Origin of the sequence: Bradyrhizobium sp. SZCCHNR1053, from assembly GCF_032381235.1 — a bacterium.
Taxonomy (GTDB): Bacteria; Pseudomonadota; Alphaproteobacteria; order Rhizobiales; family Xanthobacteraceae; genus Bradyrhizobium.
On record NZ_JAUHJM010000005.1, the window covers coordinates 421,334 to 439,092 of the forward strand.

Genomic DNA, 17,759 nt, shown 5'->3' on the forward strand with positions numbered 1-17,759 from the left:
GAGGTTGCCGCGTGGTGATGAATGATGTCGCATCCAACGATGAGGACTCGTCGGCGCCGCGCCGTCACAACGGGCCGATCAGCCGCCGGCTGCTCGCGATCGCCCGCACGGTGCGGTCCGAGGAGCCGTCCATCGGCGAATTGTTCGACCGGCTGGAGTCGGAAGGTCTCGGCCTGACGTTGCTGCTGCTGACCTTGCCGGCGTTGATCCCATTGCCCGGCCCGTTCGGCATGGTGTTCGGCACCTTGGTGGCTCTCGTCGCACTGCAGATCCTGCTCGGCGCCGAGCGGCTATGGCTGCCCGAGCCGCTGCGCCGCCGGCCGGTGCCGCAGCGGCTGCTGCGCAAGGTGATCCGCGCCGGACTCGATTGGGCGGGCTTTGCCGAGCGCGGCCTGCGTGAGGACCGGCTGGTCTGGCTGACCGGCCGGCCGGCGCGGATGCTGCTCGCGCTGCCGCTGCTGCTGATGGCCGTCACCATCATCCTTCCGATCCCCATGGGCAACGTGATGCCGGCGTTGGCGCTGATCGCCGCCTCGATCGGCTTCATGGCCGGCGACGGGCTCGCAGTCCTGCTGTCGATCCTGATTGCGATGGCCGCGGTCGTGTGGACGGCGGTTCTGCTCTATACGGGTGCCGCGGCCGCCGATTATGCCGCAACTCTCCTGGCACGCTTTGCGGTGCATCTGCGGGCCATGCTGGAGAGCGTCGGTGTCGATCTCGGCTTTGCCGCCGGCGTGACGACCGTGTTTGCGGTCGCAACGGGCATCGCCGCGCTTGCCTTCTGGGTGCAGGCGGTGCGCCACCGGCGCAGCCGGCGCATACCCATCGATCCGACGCAGGATCCGCGCGAACGCTCCCGCGCGCTGGCGCGACGCGGCCGCGGTCTCGTGGCCGCCGCGAGCATTGCGACCGCCGCAGCCGCCGTCTTCATCGCCACGCGTTTCATGCTGACCGGCTCGATCTGAGTTCCCGCTGTGGCAGCGCGGCCGGGCGACGGTGCATTGCGCGGCTACGAGGGACATATCTTCGTGAGCGCCCGCCGGCCGCAAGCGCGAGCACTTGTCATTGAAGTAGCAACAAAAAATGCGACCGATAAGCGCAGGCGCGTCGAGCATCGTCAGCCGCCTGCGAGAAATGCCACTGTCCCTTTGTGCCGGCTGCAGCTATACGAGAGATGACTGTCACTAAACGGTTACAGAATCGACACATGCCCGATTCGAACGCAACGGCATCGATCCACGGCGGTGGCCATGCGGTCGGCGTGCGGGATAGTGGTGACTCGGCGAGCAGCGATCCCGGTGGCGCCGCCGATAGCTTGACTGCACAGCACCTTGCCGATCACGCGGTCACACGGGGGGATGCTGTGGCGCCGGGCGTGGAGGTCGTGACGCCGTCCTTGCCGGATCCCGCGGCCGGCGCCGGCCATGAGATCGAGCTGAAGCTCCTCGTCGCGCCCGATCAACTCGCCGGCTTCAACAACGCACCGGTCGTCACCGCGCATGCGCGCAACAAGGGTTCGCGCAAGCATCTGACATCGGTCTACTACGACACGCCGAAGCGCATGCTGTGGAAGAACGGCTTCACCTTGCGGGTGCGCCAGAGCGGCTCGCGCTTCGTGCAGACCGTGAAAGAGCAGCACAGCGACGACCCGCTCAAGCGCGGAGAGTGGGAGGCCAGCGTCAGCTCGCTGGCGCCCGATCCGCTGCTGGCGGCCGCGCTGCTGCCGGAGGAGCTTCGCTCCGCGCTGGCCGATGCAACGCTCGAGGCGGTGTTCACGGCTGACGTGCATCGTCACGCGCGCATGCTCGACGTGCCCGGCGCGACCATCGAGATCGCGTTCGACAGCGGTGTCATCAAGGCCGGCGAGCACCGTGAGATCGTGAGCGAGATCGAGCTGGAGCTCAAAAGCGGCAACCCCGCCGCCATCTACGAGATCGCGCAGCGCATCGCCGATCACGGACCTATCAGACCTTCGATCCGCAGCAAATCCGCGCGCGGTTTCGACCTCGCAGCCGGAGCAGCGCCGGGGGCCGAAAAGCCGCGCAAGCTGCGCCTCGATCCGGCGGTGTCTCTCGACGAGAGCTTCGCCGTCGTCCTGCGCGGCAGCCTGCGTCATCTGCTGCAGGCAATGCCTGCAGCAGATGACGGACGCGATACGGAAGGCGTGCATCAGTTGCGGGTAGCGCTGCGCCGCCTGCGCGCCGCGTTGCACCTGATGCGGCCGCTCGGGACCTCGGCGACGCTCGACGGTCTCGAGGCGGATGCGCGTTGGCTGGCACAGAGCCTCTCGGCGGCGCGCGACCTCGACGTGTTCCTGACCGATACGCTGCCCGAGATCGCCGAGGCGTGCCCCACGGTTGCAGGCTTCGACTCGCTCCGGTCGCTCGCCGAGCGGCGGCGCGAACTCGCCTATCGCACGCTGCGCATCGCGCTTGCCGAGCGCCGCTGCGCCGCTTTCGTGCTCGGCCTCGGCGAATGGATCGAGGCCCGCGGCTGGCGCAACGACGTCTCCCCCGACGATCTCCGACGCCTCGCCGCGCCCGCGATCGATTTCGCCGGGCCCGTCCTGTCGGAGCGCCACCAGAAGGTGCTCAAGCGCGGCCGCCGCTTCAAGAAGCTGCCGGCCGAGCGGCGCCACCGGCTGCGTCTCGCGCTGAAGAAGCTGCGCTACAGCATCGACTTCCTGCTGCCGCTCTACGGTGCGAGCAAATCGGCGAAGAAATATGCCAGGACGCTCGCCGGTTTCCAGGAACAGCTTGGCCACTACAACGACATGGCGGTCACCGCCGGCGTGATCGAGACCCTCGGCACCACCTCCACCGACGCGGCGATCGCGGCCGCCGCGATCACCGGCTGGCAGACGCATGCCATGGCCGGCGTGGAGCAGCCGTTGCGCGAGGCGTGGCGCGCCTTCACCAAGGCGCCGACGCCGTGGCAGGCCGAGGAGGCGTGACGATCGGACGCGATGACGTCGGTTCATGGAGCGCATTGATCCGGTTCAAGGTGTCTGGTCGAGATGTGTGGGAGCGTGATCTCATGAAGATATCCAGCGTGACGTGTCCGCATTGCCGTGCCGCCTACGAGATCGCGGAATCGACATCCGCCGTTGGCGCTGCCGGGCGGTTCGACTGCGGCGTCTGCGGCACGCCGTTGGCAGCGTGGGACGAGCCGAAGCTGCGGGCCTTCCGCCTGGAGGTGCCGCCCGAGCGCAAATACCCCCGCGTGCCCGCCCCCGCCCCGCTCGCCTGAATCCCGTTCCGTAATCCGGAACGCCCGGCATCGTCCGTAGAGGTGACCGCGCATCCGCGCATGGCGCCATGGCCGGCCGCAACTTGCCTCGCTTTTTTGACCGGGTCATAGTCGGTCGTTGCGCGGTGCTGTCGGCTGGCCTGGCCGCATCACTGCAGCGTTCCGATTCACTTCAGCGAGTCATCCGGTCCTCATGCCCATCCTCAACAGCATCGCCGCGCTCTCCGACGAAATGGCCGCCTGGCGCCACGATTTCCACGAACATCCCGAGCTGCTGTACGAAGTCCATCGCACCGCCGGCATCGTCGCCGACCGCTTGCGCGCATTCGGCTGCGACGAGGTCGTGACCGGCATCGGCCGCACCGGCGTGGTCGGCGTGATCCGCGGCCGCAAGTCCGGCTCCGGCAGGACCATCGGCCTGCGCGCCGACATGGATGCGTTGCCGATCGAGGAAACCTCCGGCGTTCCCTATGCCTCGAAGACGCCGGGCCTGATGCATGCCTGCGGCCATGACGGCCACACCGCGATGCTGCTGGGCGCTGCGAAATATCTCGCCGAGACCCGCAATTTCGACGGCACCGCTGTCGTCATCTTCCAGCCGGCCGAGGAAGGCGGCGCCGGCGGCAAGGCGATGGTCGACGACGGCCTGATGACGCGCTGGGGCATCCAGGAGGTCTATGGCATGCACAACATGCCGGGCGTCCCCGAAGGCCATTTCGAAATCTCGCCGGGCGCGATGCTGGCCTCGGCCGATGCGATCCACATCAAGGTCACCGGCAAGGGCGGCCATGGCGGCGCCGGCCCGCACAGGGCCGTCGACAGCATCCTGATCGCCTCGCAGATCGTCAACGCACTGCAGTCGATCGTGGCCCGCAACGTCGATCCGTTGAAGTCCGCGGTGATCTCGATCTGCTCGATCCATGGCGGCACCACCTTCAACGTGATCCCCGAGACCGTCGAGATGCTCGGCACCGTCCGCACGCTCGATCCGGAGATCCGCGACCTCGTCGAGAAGCGCATCGTCGAGGTCACCGAGGCCACCGCCCGTGCCTATGGCGGCTCGGCCGAGGCGATCTACGAGCGCAAATATCCGGTGACGATGAACCACCCGGCCCGGGCCGCCTTCGCCGCCGACGTCGCCCGCGACGTCGCCGGCGCTGATCGTGTCAACGACCGCGCCATTCCGCTGATGGGCGGCGAGGACTTCGCGTTCATGCTGGAAGCCCGCCCCGGCGCGTTCGTGTTCCTCGGCATGGGCCCCGGCAACGAGTGCCACCACCCGGCCTATCGCTTCAACGACAATATCCTCAGCGCCGGCGCATCGTACTGGGTGAAGCTGGTCGAGAAGAGCATGCCGGCGAACTGATGAGCTGATGAAAACGTCGGGTGGGCAAGGCGGCAGCGTGCCCACCGTAGCGTGTCATTCTTCGCAACGAGATGGTGGGCACGGCGCCATCACGATCTCACGCGGCGCGGTCGCGCCTTCGCCCACCCCACATTCTGGATTGTTCGCTTCGCTCGCAATGACGGGCGTGGCGGGCACCGGAATTCCTCCAAGCTCCGCCATCGCGAGCGCCAGCGAAGCGATCCAGGGGCGCAGCGCACGAACCGGAATGGCTACTTCGTTCGGAGCCGGAACGTTTCGTTCCGCATCGAAACGTCGAGCGCTGCCGGGCCGCTATGAGAAGGCGTCCTTCTCCGCCGCGAGTCCCCCATGCAGCGCCGCTCCGACCTCAGCCGCGAAATCGCCCTCCTGGTTCTGCTCTCGACCTTGTGGGGCGCCTCCTACACCTTCATCAAGATCGGCGTCGAGACCATCCCGCCGCTGACCCTGATCGCGGCACGCACGCTGATCGCGGGCTTGCTGCTGGCCGCGATCATCCGCAGCCGCGGTCTCGCTTGGCCGCGTGACCGGACGATATGGCGTCGCTTCATGATCCAGGCCGGCCTCAACAGCGTCGTGCCGTTCACGCTGATCGCCTGGGCCGAGCGCACCGTCGAGGCGGGCCTTGCGACGATCCTCAACGCCACCTCGCCGATCTTCACCTTCCTGCTGACCGCGCTGGTGACGCACCACGAGCCCGTCACCCTGCGCAAGCTGGTCGGCGTCGCCGCCGGACTCGCCGGCACCTGCCTCATCGTCGGCACCGAGGCGCTGGGCGGGCTTGGCCGCGAGTTGTGGGCGCAGATTGCGATCGTCGCCGCCACCATCTGCTATGCTGGCGCCGCGATCATGGGAAAGAGCTTCAAGGGGCTCAACCCTATGCTGCCGGCGGCGGGATCGCTGCTGTCGGGCGCCGCGGTGCTGATCCCGCTTGCGCTGGTCGTCGACCGTCCGTGGACGCTGGCACCGTCACTGCGCTCGGTGCTGGCGCTGGCCGCGCTCGCGACCGTCTCGACCGCGGCCGCGATGGTGATCTATTTCCGCCTGGTGCAGACGCTCGGCTCGATCGGCGCCACCGCGCAATCCTATCTGCGCGTGCCGATCGGCGTTGCAATTGCCGTTGCCGGCCTCGGCGAGCGCCTCGCGTCGAGCGCCTGGATCGGGCTCGCCTGCGTCGTCCTTGGTGTGATCGCGATGACGCTGCCCTCGCGCAAGGTGGTGATGGAGGATCGGGCGGCCTCGTAGCCCGCATGAGCGCAGCGACATGCGGGGATGGTCTCCCCGGGGCTCTTCGCTCGCCCGGGCTACGCGGATCGACCAAACCACGCCTTACCCGATCGCGATCGCCACCTTTCCGACATGCGCGCCACTCGCCATGTAGTGGAACGCCTCGCGCGCCTCGCCGAACGCAAACACGCGATCGACCACCGGCTTCACCTGATGCAGCGTCAGCGCGTTCGCCAGCGCCTGGAGATCGTCGACCGAGCCGACCGTGACGCCCTGCAGCCGCTGCTGCTGCATCACCATCAACGGCAGCCGCAGCTCCGAGGCCGGCGCTCCGGCGAGCACGCCAATGAAGGCGATGGTGCCACCGATCCGGGTGGCGCGGATCGACTCGTTCAAGGTACCGACGCCGCCGACCTCGACTACGAGATCGACGCCCTGCCCCGTGATCTCGCGCGCCTTCTTGCCCCAGTCCGGCACCTGCTTGTAGTTCAGCGTGACATCGGCGCCGAGCGCCTTCAGCCGCGCGATCTTGGCCTCGCTCGACGACGTCGCGATCACCCGCGCGCCCGCGATTTTCGCGATCAGCAGCGCAAAGATCGAGACGCCGCCGGTGCCTTGCGTCAGCACGGTGTGGCCCGGCCTGATGCCGCCGAGCTTGATCACGGCACTCCAGGCGGTGACGCCGGCGCAGGGCAAGGTCGCGGCCTCGACATCGCTGAGATGCGCGGGCGTCCTGATCAGCGCCTGCACCGGAAAGACACGATACTCGGTCAACGTGCCGTCGACGCCGCCGCCGAGCGCCCCACGCATCTTCGCTTCGCTCGGCTCGCCGCCGGTCCAGCTCTCGAAGAAGCTGCCGACGACACGATCGCCGGCCGCGAACGCCGACACGCCATCGCCGACCGCCTCGACCACGCCTGCGCCGTCGGACAGCGGCACCAGCGGAAATTTCTGCCGTGAGCCGTAGCCGCCCCTCACGGTCAGGAGATCGCGGTAGTTGATGCTCGCTGCCGTCAGCCGCACCAGCACCTCGCCCCTGCCCGGCTGCGGCACGGGCTTGTCGACCAGCGCCAGCGCATCAATTCCGCCGGGCCCCTGCAGCTCGTAGCATTGCATCCGATGTCTCCCGCCCCTGCGGCGCCGCCGCTTCATTGTTCTGCCGGGAATGGTGAAGCGTTTCGTGCCGGCGATCAAGCCGACCGTCGTTCCATGCGACGGACAAACAACGCAAACACGCGCATGCTCCGCGGTGGAGTCCGGAGATCACCGCGACCGCGCGTACCGACCGCCGACACGCCGTCACATCGCCGCTTCGAACCTGATCCGACAGACCAGACCCTCGTCGCGAAAATCCTGCTCGATGCTGCCGCCGATCGCTGCGAGGCTCGCTCGGATCATGCGCGCGCCAAATCCCTCGCTCCCAGGCGGCTCGATCGCGTGCGGACAGAGCTCGCGCCAGGCCACGGTGCCGCGACCGCCTTCCTGCGCGATCTGGACCTCGAGCCGTCCGCCCTGACCGCGCAGCGCGCCGTATTTGACGGCGTTGGTCGCGAGTTCGTGGAACACCAGCGCGAGATTGCGCACCGCTTCCGGCCCCAACGGCATGTCCGGCCCGTCTACCGTCACGGCGCCGGAGGCGCGATACGGCTGCAGCTCGACGTCGAGCAGCATGCGCAAGGTCATCAGGCGATGGTCCGACCAGGCGAGACTGTTGGCGCGCGCGACGGCGTCGAGCCGCAGCGCGATCGCCTCCCCTTTGGCGCGATCCTCGCCCGACAGGCTCGATCTGACGATCGCCTGAAACAACGCGAGCTGATTGTTCACGCGATGCCTCAGCTCGCCGAGCAGCAATTCGCGCGCATGCTCGCTGCGCTTCAGCTCCACGAGCGCGCCGCGACAGAGATGCCCGAGCCAGATGATCAGCGCCGCGGTGCTCAGGAATCCAACGAGGTTGATCGCCTCGGCATGATCAGGACGATCGGTGAAGCCGACGAGCACCACGGTGGCGGACAGCCAGGCGGCAAAAATGGCCGCGGGAATGCCGCCGAGCAGCGCGGCGAACACCACCGCCGGGTAGAAGGTCGCGTAGGGCAGCGTCGCGCCGGCATAATCCAGCCCGATCCGGCCCGCGGTCGAAATCGCGACGGCGAGCATGGTGAGCAGAAACGTGGTCGCCGACCACCGTCTGCTCCGAACGATCCAATCTGAGAAACTCCGACCCGCGCGCACGATTGACCCCGAAGGGAAGGTCTATCGCCGGATGCCGGCTGGAACAAGCTGAAGGAACTGCCGCCGGGGCGCAAATATTTTAGGAACTTTTGCCGCGCCGTTGCGTTTGGCTACCCCTGTTGCGCCAGACGGAACGCATCATGCCGCGCGGTGGGAGAAGCCACCGCTCCGCCGCCACGGGCACGCACTCCGCGTCGCGTCTGCGCCAGCACGAATGCCGGACGTTGCACGATGAGCTCGTCGCAGGCTCGCCGACGAACTGAAAAGACAACGGTATCGGAACGCTGCACGCGAAAGAGCTTGTATCCGGCGCTTCTCGCTGCGCTAACCCTAGCGGCTTGCCGCTGAGCGCCGCAGCGTCGATCATCGCGGCCATGACGACGAAATCGCGCGAGAGACTCTACGGTGCCGGCATCCGCATCGCGCAGGAGCAGGCCGCGCGTGCGCGTAAGGAGGCGGATCGTCTGGCCTGCGACGCTTGGAATAAGCGCATGCTCGGCTACAAGGGGCCGGCGCAGCCGTCACCGCTGCTCGGCGATGCGCTCAACGCCGGCTATTTCTATCTCGAAGTGCGCTGCCTCGGCTGCGACACCAATCAGACCGTCGCGCTCGACATCATCAGGCGCGCCAAGACGACGCCAATCCATGAGCTCGAGCGCTACATGCGCTGCCAGGATTGCTCGCGGCTTCGCGGTCATCCCTACAAGCGCAGCGCGCTGGTGGCGTTGCGCGAAACCAAGATCTCGGCCGCGCATCCGGCCTCGACATGGTGGCCCGGTGAGCGATAGGCGGTCGAATACCCAGCGTCGCGTCCCCTCGGATTCGTGCAGAGGTACTCCGATCAGGCACTGACTGCACCCGCTCGAAAAATACGTGGATACTCGGAACAATCATGACGATCCGTTGTTTCGAAAACTTGCCGGCGCGGCAGGGAAGCGGAACATGTCAGAGTTGATGACTCAGCCGGACAAGCTGCGGGCCGACGCGGCGGAATGCGCCCTCATTCGTGATCTCGCCACCGACGGCGACAAGCGCGAGCTGTTCGCGCGTCTGGCCGAGCATCTGAGCATGCTCGCCGCCGAGGTCGAGCGCGCGGCCCGCACGCAGGATGGGCGCACAGAGAAAGCGAGCCTTCGCTGAACCGCGAAGCTCTCTGGACGAACTGCGCGGATTCACGCTCCCCTGCTGTCGCTGCGCTTGCCACACAATCGCGCAACTCCACTTCGCTATAGATCGGGATGATCCGCGATCGATTCGCGCAGCGAGCGATCACGCCCCTCTCAGCGTCAGGTGCCGATCTTGCGACGTTTCCTCCCCTGCCTCGTTCTGCCGCTTCTCCTCGCTTTCCCCGCCGCAGCGGCTGAGCTCGCTGGCCGCGTCAGCATCGTGGACGGCGACACACTGGACATTCACGGCGAGCGGATTCGCCTGTGGGGCATCGACGCGCCCGAAAGCGCACAGCTCTGCCGCGGCCGCGACCGCAGGCCGTATCGCTGCGGCGCGCTGGCCGCCAACACGCTGGACGCCTTCACGCGCGGCAAGGTTCTGCGCTGCATGCCGGTCGACGGCGATCGCTACGGCCGCATCGTCGCGCGTTGCGCCGCCGGCGCGACGGATCTCGGCCAGTTCATGGTGTCGCGCGGGCTCGCGGTCGAGGAGCCGCAATATTCGCGCGGCGTTTACACCGCCGATCAGCGCGCCGCCCGCCGCGCCGGCCGCGGCATCTGGTCGGGCCGCTTCATCGAGCCGCCGCTCTATCGGAGCTGCATGCATGCCGGCGGGACGACGTCGGTGTGCTCGGACGGAGGGATCGGCTGGCGGTGAGCGCGGCCGCATGACGGCGTCGCCTTGTCCACCACACCGGCCACAACACCTCAATTGCCACGCGTCGCCCTCTGGCTGTACGGTCGCGCACCGCAAAGACCAGGCTGGATGAGGACGATGACAGAGACAAAGACGCGCGTGGCGATCCTGTTCGGCGGGCGCTCGGCGGAGCACGACGTCTCGCGGGCCTCGGCGGCCAACATCTTCCGCTCGCTCGATGCCGGCCGCTACGCCGTCACGCTGATCGGCATCACCACCGACGGGCGCTGGGTGCTCGCCGACGCTGCGAATGACGGCACAGGCGCGGCGCTGACCGTACCCGCTGACGGCCCGCAGATCGTGCTGCTGCCGGCCGGCCAGGGCCGCGCGCTGGTCATCAGCGACGGCGCCCCGCGCGAGCTCGCCTTCGACGTCGTGTTTCCGGTGCTGCACGGTCCGAACGGCGAGGACGGCACCGTGCAGGGCGCGCTGGAGCTCGCCGATGTCGCCTATGTCGGCGGCCGCGTGATGGGATCGGCGGCGGCGATGGACAAGGACGTCGCCAAGCGCCTGCTCCGCGATGCCGGCCTGCCGATCGTGCCGTTCGTCACCATGACGGAACCCTCCCCGGTGACCTATGAGGCGGCGGTCGACGCCGTCGGCTCATCCGAGCTGTTCGTCAAGCCGGCCAATCTCGGCTCCTCCGTCGGCATCTCCAAGGCGCGCAGTGCCGAGGAGTTCGACGCCGCCTGCCGCCTGGCGCTGCGCTTCGACCGCAAGATCCTGATCGAGCGCTGCATCAGCCCGGTGCGCGAGATCGAATGCGCGGTGCTGGAGCATCCCGACGGCAAGGTCGCCGCGTCCGAGCTCGGCGAGATCGTGCCGGCCGACAGCCACGGCTTCTATTCCTACGAGGCCAAATACACCGACGCATCGGGTGCCTCGCTGCACGTCCCGGCACAGGTCGAGCCGGGTCTCGCCGCGCGCATCCGCAAAATGGCGACCGAGGTGTTCGGCGTGCTCTGCTGCGAGAGTCTCGCGCGCGTCGATTTCTTCGTCCGCGGCGAGGAGGTCTACGTCAACGAGGTGAACACCCTGCCGGGCTTCACCAACATCAGCATGTACCCGAAGATGTGGGAGGCCACCGGCCTGCCCCAGCCGGCGCTGATGGACAGTCTGATCGCGCATGCGCTGGCGCGTCATGCGCGGCTCAGGGAGTTGGCGTCGCAGCGCTGACGACGATCGCCGGCCGCTCCTCGGGCCCGACGGCGCCGCAGGTCAGCGCGGCGCGACCTTGACGCCGTCGGCCACCCGGTCGCTAGGATAGATGATCACGACATCGCCGCTGGCGACGCCGTCGGCCACGGCGGCGAACCGGCCTGAGCGCCGAATGAGCCGGACGGTGCGCAACTCGGCGCGCCCATCCTTCAGCGCGAACACCGACCAGTCGTCACCGCGCTTGAACAGCGCGCCGGTCGGAACGATGGTCGCATCCTCCTGCGTGAAGACGACGATCTGCGCATCGAGCTGATAGGCATCGCCGAGCCGCTGCCATTGCTCGGCCGGCGAGACGATGTCGATCAGCACGTTGACCCTCTGCTCCTCGATTCCGAGCGTCGATATCTTGGTGAACGCCGCCGGCTCGACCCGGCGAACCCGCCCAGAGAGTCGGCCGGCGCCGCCCCAGCGATCGATCGTGACATCAGCGCCGGGACGGATCTCGACCGCATCGGTGCTGAGCACGTCGACGACCACTTCGAGATCGTGGGGATCGCCGAGGTCGAGCAATGCCGCACCCGGCTGCACCGTCGTTTCGCTTTCCTGGGTCACCTTCAGCACAAGCCCGCCGACCGGCGCGGTCACGCTCCAACTATCCGCCGGCGCATCGGCATCGGTCTTGCTCCCGTAGCGCACCAGCATCGCTCTGAGCTGGCTCAGCTCGTGCTCGGCGGCATGGTCGACATATTCGGCTGCGCGCAGGTCACGCTCGGCGATCCGCATCGCGAGCTCGGCACGCTCCCGCGCCTGCGCGGTCGCCGCTCCGCTGGCGGCCAGGGCCGTGGTACGCGCCAGATCGGCGCTTGCCTGCGCGCTCTGCGCCTGCGCTCGGGCCACGACCGCCTTGGCCCGCTCGACGTTGGCCTCTGCCGCGCCGAGCAGCTCCTCGGTCTCGCGGCGGGCGCGCGGATCGAGCAGCGGCGCTGGCGCCGGCGTGATGGTGGCAACCACATCGTCCGCCTTGACCTGGTCGCCGGCCTTGAAGCGGATGCGCCCCAGCCTGCCGGCGAGCGGCGCGGCCACGACGTAGCGCTGGCGCACCCGCGTCTTGCCGTCGTCATCGACGGTGGCAACGAACCGCCCCTTGGTCACCACGGCCGTCTCCACCGGAACTGCGCCCGGCATCGCCATCCAGGCGATGACGGCGGCGGCCGCCAGGAACGCTGACACGATGCCGAGGCGGCGCAACACGGGACGCATGCTCATTCCCTGGTCTTGAGGGCCGCGACCAGATCGAGCCGATCGACCCTCCTGCGGACGATGATGGCGCTGATCGCGGCGCTGGCCAAGACCACCGCGGTGGCGATCAGGTAGGTCTGCAGCGCGATCACGCCCGGAATCTGGAAGCTTTCGCTGGAATGCAGGTGCGCGATCAGCGCAATGACGCCGCGCGACAGCAACAGGCCGAGCGGAATCCCGACCGCGATGTCAAGCGCAAACTCGCCGAACAGGATGCCCGCGACCTCGCTGCGGGTGAAGCCGAGCACCCGCAGGCTGGCGAGCTCCCAGGCGCGCTCCTGCAGGCTGATGCGTGCGCTGTTGTAGACCACGCCCACGGTGATGATCGCGGCGAAGCCGGTCAGGATGCCGGCGACGACGAACACGAGGCCCGCGATCTTCTCCATGAACGATGCGATGACATAGGCCTTCATGGTCACCGATTCGATCGCCGGCATGGTCTTGAAGCTCGCACCGAGCGCAGCCAGCGCCGCCGGCTCGACATGGAGGCTCGCCGCCGAGACCGCCGCGCCTTCGCCGGTGAAGCGATTGAGCGTGTCGATATCCATGTAGGACGCCATGCCGACCGCCTCGTCGACGATGGCGCTGACCGGAACGTCGCGCCGCCGGCGACGGCCTTCCATCGCCTCCACCGTGACGATCTGCCCTGCGCTCAGCGCCAGGCGCTCCGCAAGGCGCCGGGTCAGCGTGATGCCATCGGGCGCCGCCACGATCGGACGGCGCGCGGAATCGTGCGGCCGGCGCAGTTGGTCCGTCGCGGCCAGCCCGATCACCGAGGTCAGGTAGCTCTGATGCCCGGCGCGCAGGCGCACCGGAACGATGCGCTGACCTTCGACCGCGAGCACGCCGGGCTGGCGCGCCAGATCACGCAGGACTGCACGGTCGACCGGATGGACAAAGGTGATCATGGCGTTGCCGCGCTCGACCAGGTTGAACTGCAGCTCGATCATGTCGCCGATCGCATCGCGCCAGAAGATCCCGAGCACCATCATCGGCACCGCGAACGCGATGCCGATGATGGTGAACAGCGAGCGGAACGGCCGCCCCGCGACGTTGCGCAGCATCATCATCCGCCGCGCGCCAAACGCCCTGCCCGGCACGATGCGCTCGATCCAGGAGCGGCGGAACGCCAGCGGCATCGCGGGCCGCATGGCTTCCGCCGGCGCAAGGCCGACGACCTCCTGAAGCGCCGTGATGACCCCGAACGCGCCGGCCGCGACGCTGATCGCGACGCCGGCGACCGCCGCCCATGGCGCCAGCCGGAATGGCAGCTCGGGCAGACGGAAGAACCCCTGATAGCTCGCAATCATGGCATGGCCAAAGCCGAAGCCGCCGGCGATGCCGAGCGCCGATCCGATCAGCACGATGACCAGCATCAGCTTGAGATAGTGCAAGGTGAGCAGCAGCGTCGGAAAGCCGAGCGCCTTCAGCGCCGCAATCTGCTCGCGCTGCGCGGCGACCAGCCGCCCGAGCGCGCCGTTGAGCAGGAATGTGGCGACACCGAAGAAGATGATGGGAATGGTGATCGACATCACCTTCTGCTGGTTCAGCTCGTCCTCGAGAAAGCGGTTCGACGGCTGGTCCCGCCGCGCGATCGCGCCGATCGACCCATAGGGCTCGAGCAGCCGGTCGAGCTCCTCGATGACGGGCTTGGGATCGACGCCCGGGGCGAGCGCGATCACGGCGTCGTTGAATGCGCCCTTCATGTCGAAGGCAGCCTCGGCCGCGCTCCGGTCGACCCACAGAATGGCATAGAGGCGATCGTCGGGAATCGGCAATCCAGGCTTCACCGCGTAGACATATTCCGGCGACAGGGCGATGCCGGAGATCCGGAAGCCCTGCACCCGGCCATTGAGCAGCACGCGGATCTCGCCGCCCGGCCTGACGCCGTTGGCGTCGGCAAACGCCTCGTTGACCGCGGCGCTGCGCGCGGCGCCCGGCTCGGGTGCCGTGCCGCGGCGCAGATGCAACCGCGCCAGGGGCTCGTCGCCGGCATGGGTCAGCGACACCAGGCGGGCCGAGACCGGTTGCGAGACAGCAGGCCAATCGACGATGACCTCGCGCACGATGCGCGGCTCGACCGCGACCACGCCAGGAATGGAATTGAGCCGCGGCACCAGCGCGAGCGGCGCCCGCTTCAGCGTGACGAAGATCTGCGGAAACCGGCCGTCGGCATAGAACTGCTCGCAGCCGCCGCGCAGGGACAAATAGGTCGAGACCGAGCCGACGAACACGGCGACACCAGCCGCCACCAGCAGCGCGATCGTGACCACCTGTCCGCGCATCGCGCCGATGTCGCGCCACAGCTTGCGGTCCAGCAGGCTCACCAGCGCACCTCATCGGCCGAGAGGCGCCGCGCATTGCGCATCTCGCCGACGATGCGCCCGCCGCCGAGCCGCAGCACGCGATCGGCCATGCCGGCGATCGCCGCATTGTGCGTGATGATGATCGTGGTCGTCCCGAGCTGCGCGTTGGCGCGGGCGATCGCGGCGAGCACGACCTTCCCCGTCTCATAATCCAGCGCGCCGGTCGGCTCGTCGCACAACAGCACGTCGGGCGCCTTGACCATGGCGCGGGCCACCGCGACGCGCTGCTGCTCGCCGCCGGACAGCTGCGAGGGAAAGTGGTCGATCCGCCGCTCGAGGCCGACGAGCTTGAGCACCTCGAGCGGATCGAGCGGCTTGTCGGCGATCTCCGTGACCAGCGCGACGTTCTCGAGGACCGTGAGGCTCGGGATCAGGTTGTAGAACTGAAACACGAAGCCGACATGCTCTCGCCGGTAGCGCGTCAGCTCGGCATCGCCGGCGCCGACCAGTTGATGATCGCGCCACTGCGCCTCGCCCGAGGTCGGGCTGTCCAGCCCGCCGAGAATGTTGAGCAAGGTCGACTTGCCCGACCCCGACGGCCCGAGCAGCACCACGAGCTCGCCTTCGTAGATGTCGAGGTCGACGTCGCGCAGCGCATGCACCTCGACCTCGCCCATCCGATAGGTCTTCGAGAGCTTGCGGGCGCGGAACACCGGGGTGGCGCCGGACCGATCAGGAGGCGCGGCGGGGCCCCCGTCGTTGGTGACGGCCGAACTCATCGGGCTGCGGCTCCTGCACCAAAGGCCCGCATCGAACGTGCGAGACGTCTCACGCCTGAATCTTCCACATCGGATGACATCCCACCGACCATCGGTCGGTAGCCATCGTCATCCGTTGATGCATGTCAAGCGGGCACATCATCACGTGGCCAACGCGCTGATGTCCACTAAACCGCGGTCGCGATCACATACGCCAGCACGGCTGCGCCGAGGCAGCGCCGCCAGGGATTGACGCCGCGCAGGAGTTCGTCGAACGCCCAGACGAAGAGACTGGCTTTGACGAGACAATCCAGATTGGCGCCTGCCTGACCCGGCGGATGCCAAACCCAGCCCACGAGGCTGCCCACCAGCACGATCCACAGAGCGGGGTTCGGCATCTGGGCGATCGTGATCTCGCCGGTCGCGCGATTTCGGAAGAACCAATTCAGAAATCGCGACATCGTACCGCCAGTGGGGGATGATCTTGCGATCCTAGAGCTCAACTGCAGCCGAGTACAACCCGGTGGCACGGCTCAGGTTCTGGTGAATCGACGACCGATTTTCTAGATCGGCGGCGGGTGCTGGGTCGAGATATCACGATCTCCACGGCTGTCATGCTCCGCGAAAGCGGAGCATCCAGTACTCCGCAGCAGAAGATATTGGACCGAGACGTCACCGCGCACTGGATCGTCGGCCTTCGCGGACGAAGACACGGGCGGTCTACAATGTCGATAGTCAACCCTCCTACGCCCAACGACCGAACTCACCTGGGCGGCATCTTCTCGAATTTCGGCAGCGCCGGATCGAGGTGATCCCAGGCCTGTCCCGCCGCAGTCCACGACACCAGTTGCGGCTTGTAGCGGCTGGGATCGTCGAGGCTCGCCGGCGGAACGATGAACACATCGGGCATCGCGGGAAATGTCAGGTGAACGTGCGAGCCGCAGGTCGGGCAGAACGCGCGTCGCTTGACGGTGCCGCCGTCGCCGACGCTCTGCCAATGCGAGACCTCGCCGTCGATCTTCACCTCCGCCGCGACGAAGGTGAGGTGCGATTGATGCCCGGTGCCGCTGTCGCGCTGACATTGCCGGCACTGGCAGTCCAGCATGATTGCGGGCTCGCCCGAGATCTCGTAGCGAACCGCGCCACAGGCGCAGCCGCCGGCATAGGACTGGGTCATACCGTTCTCCTTTGGCATCAGTGCAGCTGTTTCGACGACGCCTCTTCGCCGGCGATCCGGTCGAGATTGGCGACGACCTTCTTCCAGCCTTCGCTCATCTTGCGATAGGCGGTGTCGTTGGTTGGAATTACGAAGCCGGAATGCACCAGGCGAAGGCGCGTGCCCGTGTCCGCCTTGGAAAGACTGAAGGTGACCACCGTCTCCAGCTTCGCGCCGTAGCCGACATTGCTGTCGTGGCCGCCCTTCCACGCGTAGGACAGCCGCTCGTTCGGCACGACCTCCAGCACCTCGCAATGAATGGTGCCATCCCATTCGCCCGCCGGTGTGGTCTGAAAGGTGAACCGAGTGCCGACGACGGCCTCAAATCCCTTCGGCGCCATCAGCCAGCGACCGATCAGTTCGCCGCTGGTCAGGGCTCTCCAGATGACCTCGGGCGCATGAGGGAAGGTGTCCTCGACCACAATGGCCTGCGTGTCCGCATTCACGGCTTGGTTCATGGATCGATGTCCTTCAGCAGGTTTTTCAGCTTGGCGAAACGGTCGCGCCAGAACACGCCGTAATGGCTCATCCAGTCGGCCAGCGGCTCCAGGCCGCGCGGCTCGGCGCGATAAAACACATTGCGCCCCTCGGGGCGCTCGCAGACCAGGCCGGCCTGTTTCAGGGTTTTCAGATGCTGCGAGATGGCGCCCTGCGTGACCGTGCTGCCGCGGGTCAGCTCAACGACGGTGATCTCGTCGGAATTGACGATGCGCTCGAACACCGCGCGCCGGGTGGGGTCGGCCAACGCACGCATGACGGTGGTGACAATCTCAGCTTCGATCATGGGAATTCAAATAGCAACCGCTAATCAATTAGTCAATGCTAATTTATTCGATTACAGCAAGCATGGAAGACCGGGGCACCGCGGACCGGCCAAGCCCATCCGCCGCGCAAGATGCCCGGTTACGCCGGCTACGGCGGTTACGGTGACAGCGGTTACGGTGACAGTGCTGGACTGCCCCCCTTAAGTGAGACACGATAATTTCTGTGGGGTTGCCACGACGACTATCGTGCCTTGTTTTGCGCGAACGCGGCTTCGAACTCAATAGGCGATCGATAGCCGAGCGCCG

At 67.4% G+C, this 17,759-nt stretch carries 18 protein-coding genes; 9 read left to right on the forward strand and 9 right to left on the reverse strand.

Going from position 1 to position 17,759, the window contains the following annotated elements:
- Positions 1 to 11: 11 nt before the first annotated feature.
- The 5 genes from QX051_RS16105 (at position 12) to QX051_RS16125 (ending at position 5,878) form a co-directional block, all read left to right on the forward strand.
- Positions 12 to 965: an exopolysaccharide biosynthesis protein gene (locus QX051_RS16105; protein WP_315776767.1), complete on the forward strand. Its 954-nt coding sequence runs from the start codon at positions 12 to 14 to the stop codon at positions 963 to 965.
- 242 nt (positions 966 to 1,207) lie between these two features.
- Complete coding sequence (locus QX051_RS16110) at positions 1,208 to 2,953, forward strand: CHAD domain-containing protein (protein ID WP_315776768.1); 1,746 nt, start codon at positions 1,208 to 1,210, stop codon at positions 2,951 to 2,953.
- Positions 2,950 to 3,249, forward strand: coding sequence for an MJ0042-type zinc finger domain-containing protein (locus QX051_RS16115; protein WP_315776769.1), 300 nt, complete (start codon positions 2,950 to 2,952; stop codon positions 3,247 to 3,249). Before QX051_RS16110 ends, QX051_RS16115 begins: the two co-directional genes overlap by 4 nt.
- Positions 3,250 to 3,442: 193 nt before the next feature.
- On the forward strand, positions 3,443 to 4,615 hold the full coding sequence (locus QX051_RS16120) for a M20 aminoacylase family protein (protein ID WP_315776770.1): 1,173 nt from the start codon (positions 3,443 to 3,445) through the stop codon (positions 4,613 to 4,615).
- A 348-nt stretch (positions 4,616 to 4,963) separates the two neighbouring features.
- Positions 4,964 to 5,878 (forward strand): DMT family transporter, encoded by a 915-nt coding sequence (locus QX051_RS16125; protein WP_315776771.1) that lies wholly within the window; start codon positions 4,964 to 4,966, stop codon positions 5,876 to 5,878.
- An 84-nt stretch (positions 5,879 to 5,962) separates the two neighbouring features.
- Here QX051_RS16125 and QX051_RS16130 read toward each other — a convergent pair whose 3' ends face one another.
- Both QX051_RS16130 and QX051_RS16135 read right to left on the reverse strand, forming a co-directional pair.
- Positions 5,963 to 6,976, reverse strand: a complete 1,014-nt coding sequence (locus QX051_RS16130) for an NAD(P)-dependent alcohol dehydrogenase (RefSeq protein WP_315737379.1) — start codon at positions 6,974 to 6,976, stop codon at positions 5,963 to 5,965.
- Positions 6,977 to 7,159: 183 nt separating this feature from the next.
- Complete coding sequence (locus tag QX051_RS16135; RefSeq protein WP_315737378.1) at positions 7,160 to 8,014, reverse strand: HWE histidine kinase domain-containing protein; 855 nt, start codon at positions 8,012 to 8,014, stop codon at positions 7,160 to 7,162.
- 449 nt (positions 8,015 to 8,463) lie between these two features.
- On the opposite strand from QX051_RS16135, the gene QX051_RS16140 reads away from it, so the two are divergent.
- The 4 genes from QX051_RS16140 to QX051_RS16155 all read left to right on the forward strand — a co-directional run bounded on the left by QX051_RS16140 (position 8,464) and on the right by QX051_RS16155 (position 11,128).
- Positions 8,464 to 8,877: a hypothetical protein gene (locus tag QX051_RS16140; protein ID WP_315771047.1), complete on the forward strand. Its 414-nt coding sequence runs from the start codon at positions 8,464 to 8,466 to the stop codon at positions 8,875 to 8,877.
- A gap of 166 nt (positions 8,878 to 9,043) precedes the next feature.
- Positions 9,044 to 9,229, forward strand: coding sequence for a hypothetical protein (locus tag QX051_RS16145; protein WP_315776772.1), 186 nt, complete (start codon positions 9,044 to 9,046; stop codon positions 9,227 to 9,229).
- 159 nt (positions 9,230 to 9,388) lie between these two features.
- The gene (locus QX051_RS16150) at positions 9,389 to 9,913 is read left to right on the forward strand and encodes a thermonuclease family protein (RefSeq protein WP_409998102.1); all 525 of its coding nucleotides are present in this window, start codon (positions 9,389 to 9,391) and stop codon (positions 9,911 to 9,913) included.
- A 117-nt stretch (positions 9,914 to 10,030) separates the two neighbouring features.
- Positions 10,031 to 11,128: a D-alanine--D-alanine ligase family protein gene (locus QX051_RS16155; protein ID WP_315776773.1), complete on the forward strand. Its 1,098-nt coding sequence runs from the start codon at positions 10,031 to 10,033 to the stop codon at positions 11,126 to 11,128.
- A 42-nt stretch (positions 11,129 to 11,170) separates the two neighbouring features.
- Here QX051_RS16155 and QX051_RS16160 read toward each other — a convergent pair whose 3' ends face one another.
- The 7 genes from QX051_RS16160 to QX051_RS16190 all read right to left on the reverse strand — a co-directional run bounded on the left by QX051_RS16160 (position 11,171) and on the right by QX051_RS16190 (position 17,473).
- Complete coding sequence (locus tag QX051_RS16160) at positions 11,171 to 12,370, reverse strand: efflux RND transporter periplasmic adaptor subunit (RefSeq protein WP_409998105.1); 1,200 nt, start codon at positions 12,368 to 12,370, stop codon at positions 11,171 to 11,173.
- A 2-nt stretch (positions 12,371 to 12,372) separates the two neighbouring features.
- On the reverse strand, positions 12,373 to 14,739 hold the full coding sequence (locus QX051_RS16165) for an ABC transporter permease (protein ID WP_315776792.1): 2,367 nt from the start codon (positions 14,737 to 14,739) through the stop codon (positions 12,373 to 12,375).
- A complete protein-coding gene (locus tag QX051_RS16170; protein WP_315776775.1) occupies positions 14,733 to 15,494 on the reverse strand; it encodes an ABC transporter ATP-binding protein in 762 nt (253 codons plus the stop codon). The genes QX051_RS16165 and QX051_RS16170 overlap by 7 nt, the downstream gene beginning before the upstream one ends.
- Before the next feature lie 167 nt (positions 15,495 to 15,661).
- Positions 15,662 to 15,934 (reverse strand): hypothetical protein, encoded by a 273-nt coding sequence (locus QX051_RS16175; protein ID WP_315776776.1) that lies wholly within the window; start codon positions 15,932 to 15,934, stop codon positions 15,662 to 15,664.
- A gap of 302 nt (positions 15,935 to 16,236) precedes the next feature.
- Entirely contained in the window at positions 16,237 to 16,650 is a 414-nt protein-coding gene (locus QX051_RS16180) for a GFA family protein (RefSeq protein WP_315776777.1), read from the reverse strand.
- A 17-nt stretch (positions 16,651 to 16,667) separates the two neighbouring features.
- Positions 16,668 to 17,147, reverse strand: coding sequence for an SRPBCC domain-containing protein (locus tag QX051_RS16185; protein WP_315776778.1), 480 nt, complete (start codon positions 17,145 to 17,147; stop codon positions 16,668 to 16,670).
- Positions 17,144 to 17,473 carry a metalloregulator ArsR/SmtB family transcription factor gene (locus QX051_RS16190; protein ID WP_315776779.1) on the reverse strand — a complete coding sequence of 110 codons (330 nt, stop codon included), beginning with the start codon at positions 17,471 to 17,473 and terminating at the stop codon, positions 17,144 to 17,146. The genes QX051_RS16185 and QX051_RS16190 overlap by 4 nt, the downstream gene beginning before the upstream one ends.
- Positions 17,474 to 17,759: the final 286 nt, after the last annotated feature.